This window comes from Faecousia intestinalis (assembly GCF_040096185.1).
Taxonomy (GTDB): Bacteria; Bacillota; Clostridia; order Oscillospirales; family Oscillospiraceae; genus JAZOXB01.
The window spans coordinates 1-5,538 of record NZ_JBBMFF010000177.1 but is presented as its reverse complement, the minus strand read 5'-3'; the positions used below and the strand labels follow the sequence as shown (position 1 = coordinate 5,538).

The window sequence follows — 5,538 nt, the reverse complement described above, 5'->3', positions numbered from 1 at the left end:
TTCCGAGCCCCCGAAGGGGCCGTGGCAATCTCGTGCAGGCAGTTACGATTTCGCCGCGGCTCTCCTGTCATCCAGCCGGGTACTGCGAGATTCCCACGTCGCTTCGCTCCTCGGAATGACACGTCAGGCGGGTGCAGCGGTGCACCAGAGCACTTGCGCGGTTGAATGCTCCCCTACTGGGCGCTCAGGGAACGCCGCTACATTGGCGTGTGCGGTCGGCGATCGTGTCACGAAACCTGCAGCCTGCAAGGCGGTCACTGACCGCCGCTACAGACGCAATTGGCGCGTGCCATTTTAACGATAGCCTTTCCAAATCGGCAGTGCCTTCCCGAGATTGCCACGTCGCTTCGCTCCTCGCAGTGACAAACCTTTGGCGTTCCTCGTTTTGCTGACAGCCTGTTTCTTGCGCCGGTGCGCCGCCGGGCCCGGCTGTCCGCTCCCCTACAGTCGAAAACGAAAAAGTCCTGTTACATTTCCCGTCACAGGACTTCTTTCTTTTCGACCAGCCGCAGCTTTTTCGCGCGCGGCAGGCGCTTGATGGCCGCCTCGCGGCGCAGGGCGTCCCCGCGGGTCCCACAGGCCTCGCTGTAGACCAGCTCCAGCGGGCCGCGGCCGCGCGTATACTTTGCACCGTGCCCGCTGCGGTGCGCGGCGAGGCGGCGCTCCGGGTCATCGGTCATGCCGGTGTAGAGCGTGCCGTCATCGCAGCGCAGGATGTAGACCCACCACCCGCTCACAGCGGGATATCGATGCTGACGCGGTCGGTGCGGATGGACCTGCACAGGGCGGAGACCTTCTTGTGGCGCGGGTCGTCGCGATAGCGCGCCACGTCCTCCAGCGTGTCAAAGTCCACCTCGAGCGCGGCGTCCCACGCGGCGTTCGGGGCTGCGCTGCGCGCCACATGCATGCCGCGGATCCAGTCGATCTGCTCCGGCAGTGCAGAGAGCGCCTGCAGGAACGGCTCCGGATCGGCATCCGGGCGGAATTTCCAGAATACGATATGTCGGATCATGTCTGTTTCTCCCTTCAGGAAGCCCAAAATTCATCCAAGGTCAGCTGCTGCTCCGTGAGGTAGCGCGCGGCCTCGATGCCGACGTAGCGATAGTGCCACGACTCATAGTCGATGCCGGTCACGTCCTCCTTCCCCGCGGGATAGCGAAGGATGAAGCCGAAGCGCCAGCAGTTTTCATGCAGCCAGATCGTCTCCGGCGTCTGCTCCTGCGTGTCGTCGAGGCGCTGGTTGTCCGTCGCAACGATGTCGACGGCAAGGCCGGTCTCGTGCTCGCTGCAGCCGGGCGGCATCGTCCAGCGGGCCGTCTCCTCCCGGGCCTCGTCCTCCGTCATGCCCTCGCTGACGCGGGCTTCGACGTCCTCGTCAAACAGCTGCCTCTGGCTGTCCGTGGAGCGGTAGGCCGAGGCGACCGTGAACGAAAGCCCCTCGGCCCGCCCGGCGGCCAGCATCTGCCTGAGCGGCTCATAGGCGATCGCAGCAATGGAATAGGGCCAGTCGTGCAGCTGCGTCAGCTCCGGCGCATAATCCCCCGCCAGCGGCTGCGCGCGGCTCACGAGCAGCAGGAGCGGATCGTCCTTTGAGGGCGGATCGGCCGCCTGCGTCGCAGGGACGGGCTGCGTTTCCGCCGTTGCCTCCGCCGCCGTTTCGTCCGCCGCTGCGGACCCCGGCTGCGGCTCGTCCGCCCCGCAGCGCAGCAGGAGCAGCACCAGCAGGACCGCCGCGCCGAGGAGCACAAAGCGGCCCCGCAGTGGTTTGCGACGCTGCTGCTTCCTTTTTGTGGTTCTCCTTCGTGTTCTCTGTGGTGTATGATTCATGAGATCAACCGCCTTTCGTGTTCATTCTAGCGAATTCCCGCATCGAATTTGCAGCAAAATCGGCGGTGCGGAAAAATTCCGGGCGGGATGCCCCGCCCGGAAGAAGGATCAGTCGGATTACACAAGGGCAGCCGTGATGATGGCCATCTTGTAGACCTCGTCGGCGTTGCAGCCGCGGGAGAGGTCGTTGATCGGGGCGTTCAGGCCGAGCAGGATGGGGCCGTAGGCCTCATAGCCGCCGAGACGCTGGGCGATCTTATAGCCGATGTTGCCGGCCTCGATGCACGGGAAGATGAAGGTATTGGCATAGCCCGCGACCTTGGAGCCGGGGAACTTCAGCTGGCCGACGACCGGGGAAACGGCCGCGTCAAACTGCATCTCGCCGTCAATGGCAAGATCCGGCGCAAGCTCCTTGGCCTTTGCCGTGGCATCGCGGGACAGCTGAACCGTGCCGCCCTTGCCGGAGCCCTTCGTGGAGAAGCTCAGCATGGCAACCTTCGGGTCGATGCCGAACGTCTGCGCGCAGCGCGCGGTCTCGACGGCGACCTCGGCGAGCTTGTCGGCAGCGGAGACAACAACGTTGCCTTCCTTGTCGAGCGTGTCTTCATAGGAGATGTTGATGGCGCAGTCGCCCATGGCCAGCTTCTCTTCGCCGCGGACGAGGATGAAGCAGGAGGACACCAGATGCGCGCCCGGCTTCGTCTTGACGAGCTGCAGGGCGGGACGGACGGTGTCAGCCGTGGAATAGGTCGCGCCGCCCAGCAGAGCGTCCGCATAGCCCATCTTCACGAGCATCGTGCCGAAATAGTTGCCCTTGGACAGCGCCTCGCGGCACTGCTCTGCAGTCATCTTGCCCTTGCGCAGGACGACCATCTTCTCGACCATCTCGTCCATGCCGGGATAGGTCGCGGGGTCGATGATCTCCAGGCCCTCGATGTCGAAGCCGCCCTTGACAGCTGCTGCTTTGACCTCTTCGGGCGCGCCGATGAGGATCGGGGTAAGGAAGCCGTCCTTCTTCAGGCGGTCGGCAGCCTCGAGGATACGGGCATCCGGCCCTTCGGTAAAGACGATCTTACGGGGATTCGCCTTGAGAATTTCAATCAAACGGTCAAACATGAATCGTTCCTCCAGTATGATCGGGCCAGCGCCCGTTTTTCAGCTTGTCGAAAAACCCTTTGGGCTTTCCCGCCAAGCTGATTTCAAAACTGCAAAATTATTATTTGTATTTTTATTTTGCAATTTTGCCGCTGCGGCGGGTTATCGAATGCGAAAGGACACCCTGACGGTTTCCTTTCCCTCTTTTCTTCCCTCCGAAACTTTCGGCTGAGCAGGTTTTTCGGCAGTCTGTTCGTCCCTTATTATACAACCATGCCGCCCGGAAAATCAAGCGAAACGTCCTGTTTCGACCGGATTTCCAGCCATTTTTTCAAAAACGGGTGGAAGAAGCGGATGGAAACGGCGCAAAGCTGCTGTCCCGGCCCGCCGGACTCCGCCCCGCCGTACTGCGGGTCGCCGAGGATCGGGCAGCCAAGCCACGCGCAGTGCACGCGCAGCTGGTGCGTCCGGCCGGTTAGCGGCTGCAGCTCCAGCAGGGAAACGCCGTGCTCCGTCCGCAGGGTCCGGTAGGCCGAGCGGGCAGGCTGACCGTCTGCGCGCACGCAGCGCAGCAGGCTCTCCGGCGACAGACGCGCGATGGGCACGTCGATCATGCCCTCCGGCGGCTGCGGCACGCCGCGCACGGCGGCATGATAGGTCTTGTGCTTCTCCGCTGCAATGAGCAGCGCGTGGGCGTGGGCGTTCTTTGCCAGCAGCACCACGCCGAACGTGTCGCGGTCGAGCCTGCTGACCGGGTGGACGGCGCAGGCCTGCCCGGTCCTGTCATAATAGCCGAGCAGGCGGTTGGCCAGCGTGCCGGTCTGGCGGGAAAACGACGGATGCACGAGCATCCCCTGCGGCTTGTCGACCGCGAGCAGGGCCTCATCCTCATAGAGGATGGAAAGCGGCCCGTCCTCCGCGGGGTAGTCCGGCCGCGGCTCGTCGAGGCACACGCGCACGACATCTCCGGGGCGGACGGGCCGGTCCGTATGGGCAGGCTCGCCGTTGACGGTGTAGGCGCCGCAGTATTTCAGCCGCCGCACGAGCGTGGACGAAAGCTGCAGCTCCCGCCGCAGGATCGACAGCAAGCGCGTCTCCCGGTCCGCCGTGCAGCGAAGCTCCACGCTCAGTAGCGCGCGCTCTGCGCGACGTCCAGCACGAACAGCACAACGCCGCCGCAGCGCGTCGGGATCTCCAGCGGCGCGGTGGAAAGCGGGATCGGCGGCATGTTCGGCGAGAGCACCGGCGCTTCATAGCGCATTTCCGTGCGCTCGCCGTGCTTCTTCAGGATGGCCAGCGCCTCGTCCAGGCGGGCGCTCTCCAACCCGATCATCAGCGTGACGCTGCGCTTTTTCAGGAAACCGCCGCTTGAGTTGAGCACCGTGGCATAAAAGCCGTGCTCGTTGAGCGAATGGACGGCGTCGTGATAGTCGTCGCCCTGCAGGATGGCCAGGATCATCTTATCATACTGTTGCATCATGGAAACCTCCTTTTCGATGCGGGGCTATTGCAGCCCAAGCTGGTAAAACGCGACTGCGCTTGCCGCAGCCACATTCAAAGAATCCACCCCATGGGACATGGGGATGCGGACCGTGTAATCGCAGGCGTCGATTGTTGCCTGCGCAAGGCCGTCGCCCTCCGTGCCGAGGACGATGGCAAGGCGCTCCTCCGCCAGCAGGCGCGGGTCATTCAAGGGAACGGAATCGTCGCGCAGCGCCATGGCCACCGTGCGGAAGCCCTGCGCACGCAGCCAGCCCATCGAGGGCTCCGGCCAGCCGTCCGGGAGATACGTCCACGGGATCTGGAACACCGTTCCCATGCTCACGCGGACGGCGCGGCGGTAGAGGGGATCGCTCCCGGCCTCCGTCAGCAGGACGGCGTCCATATTGAGCGCGGCGGCGGAGCGGAAGATCGCGCCGAGGTTCGTCGGGTTCATCACATTTTCGAGCACGACGACCCGCCGGGCATCCCGGCACAGGGCCGCGGCCTCCGGCAGAGCCGGGCGGCGCATGGCGCACAGCATGCCGCGCGTGAGATGGAAGCCCGTCAGCTGCGTGAGCACGGCGTCCTCCGCCGTGAAAACGGGCACGTCCGCACCGAGCCGGGCCAGAATTTCCCGTGCGGCGGCGGAAACGTGGCTGCCGTCCATCAGGGCGGACACGGGCACACAGCCCGCGTCGAGCGCGCGCCCGATGACGAGGGGGCTCTCCGCGATGAACAGGGCCTGCGACGGGTCCTGCCGGCTGCGGAGCTGCACCTCGGACAGGCGGGCGTAGACATCCAGCTCCGGGGCGGAAAATTCGGTGATCTCGATCAGATTCGGCATGCCGGTATTCTCTCCATTTTTGGGATACCATATTATAGCACATTGCGCGCAGCGATGCAAGAAGCGGACAGGGCGCGGAGCAAATGGAAAACGGAAAACAGAAAGCGGAACGTTATCACTAGGCCGCCGGGCGAGCGTTGTAGGGGAGCGGACAGCCGGGCCCGGCGGCGCACCTACAGCCCGTACTGGCCGCCGTTAAAATGGCAAGCACCTTTTGTCATTGCGAGGAGCGAAGCGACGTGGCGCCCTGAGCGCGAAGCGCGAGGAAGTGCCCTTGGGGTGCAATCTCG

7 protein-coding genes are annotated in these 5,538 nt (G+C 64.3%); all 7 read right to left on the bottom strand.

Features of this window, described 5'->3' with window-relative positions; translation table 11 throughout:
• Positions 1–479: 479 nt before the first annotated feature.
• On the bottom strand, positions 480–737 hold the full coding sequence (locus tag WMO66_RS05260; protein ID WP_349135340.1) for a GIY-YIG nuclease family protein: 258 nt from the start codon (positions 735–737) through the stop codon (positions 480–482).
• Positions 734–1,012 (bottom strand): Dabb family protein, encoded by a 279-nt coding sequence (locus tag WMO66_RS05255; protein WP_349135339.1) that lies wholly within the window; start codon positions 1,010–1,012, stop codon positions 734–736. Before WMO66_RS05255 ends, WMO66_RS05260 begins: the two co-directional genes overlap by 4 nt.
• Before the next feature lie 14 nt (positions 1,013–1,026).
• Positions 1,027–1,827 (bottom strand): M15 family metallopeptidase, encoded by an 801-nt coding sequence (locus tag WMO66_RS05250; RefSeq protein ID WP_349135338.1) that lies wholly within the window; start codon positions 1,825–1,827, stop codon positions 1,027–1,029.
• A 117-nt stretch (positions 1,828–1,944) separates the two neighbouring features.
• On the bottom strand, positions 1,945–2,943 hold the full coding sequence (gene pta, locus WMO66_RS05245; RefSeq protein WP_349135337.1) for a phosphate acetyltransferase: 999 nt from the start codon (positions 2,941–2,943) through the stop codon (positions 1,945–1,947).
• A gap of 242 nt (positions 2,944–3,185) precedes the next feature.
• Entirely contained in the window at positions 3,186–4,010 is an 825-nt protein-coding gene (locus WMO66_RS05240; protein ID WP_349135336.1) for an RluA family pseudouridine synthase, read from the bottom strand.
• A gap of 38 nt (positions 4,011–4,048) precedes the next feature.
• Positions 4,049–4,402 (bottom strand): cyclic-di-AMP receptor, encoded by a 354-nt coding sequence (locus WMO66_RS05235; RefSeq protein ID WP_349135335.1) that lies wholly within the window; start codon positions 4,400–4,402, stop codon positions 4,049–4,051.
• A gap of 24 nt (positions 4,403–4,426) precedes the next feature.
• Entirely contained in the window at positions 4,427–5,248 is an 822-nt protein-coding gene (locus tag WMO66_RS05230) for a TrmH family RNA methyltransferase (RefSeq protein WP_349135334.1), read from the bottom strand.
• Positions 5,249–5,538 lie beyond the last annotated feature (290 nt).

What these genes read in the sequence shown, in the direction of transcription:
- pta (WP_349135337.1), bottom strand. Translation starts at nt 2,943, where the DNA reads ATGTTTGACCGTTTGATTGAAATTCTCAAGGCGAATCCCCGTAAGATC.
- WMO66_RS05235 (WP_349135335.1), bottom strand. Translation starts at nt 4,402, where the DNA reads ATGATGCAACAGTATGATAAGATGATCCTGGCCATCCTGCAGGGCGAC.
- WMO66_RS05255 (WP_349135339.1), bottom strand. Translation starts at nt 1,012, where the DNA reads ATGATCCGACATATCGTATTCTGGAAATTCCGCCCGGATGCCGATCCG.
- WMO66_RS05250 (WP_349135338.1), bottom strand. Translation starts at nt 1,827, where the DNA reads ATGAATCATACACCACAGAGAACACGAAGGAGAACCACAAAAAGGAAG.
- WMO66_RS05230 (WP_349135334.1), bottom strand. Translation starts at nt 5,248, where the DNA reads ATGCCGAATCTGATCGAGATCACCGAATTTTCCGCCCCGGAGCTGGAT.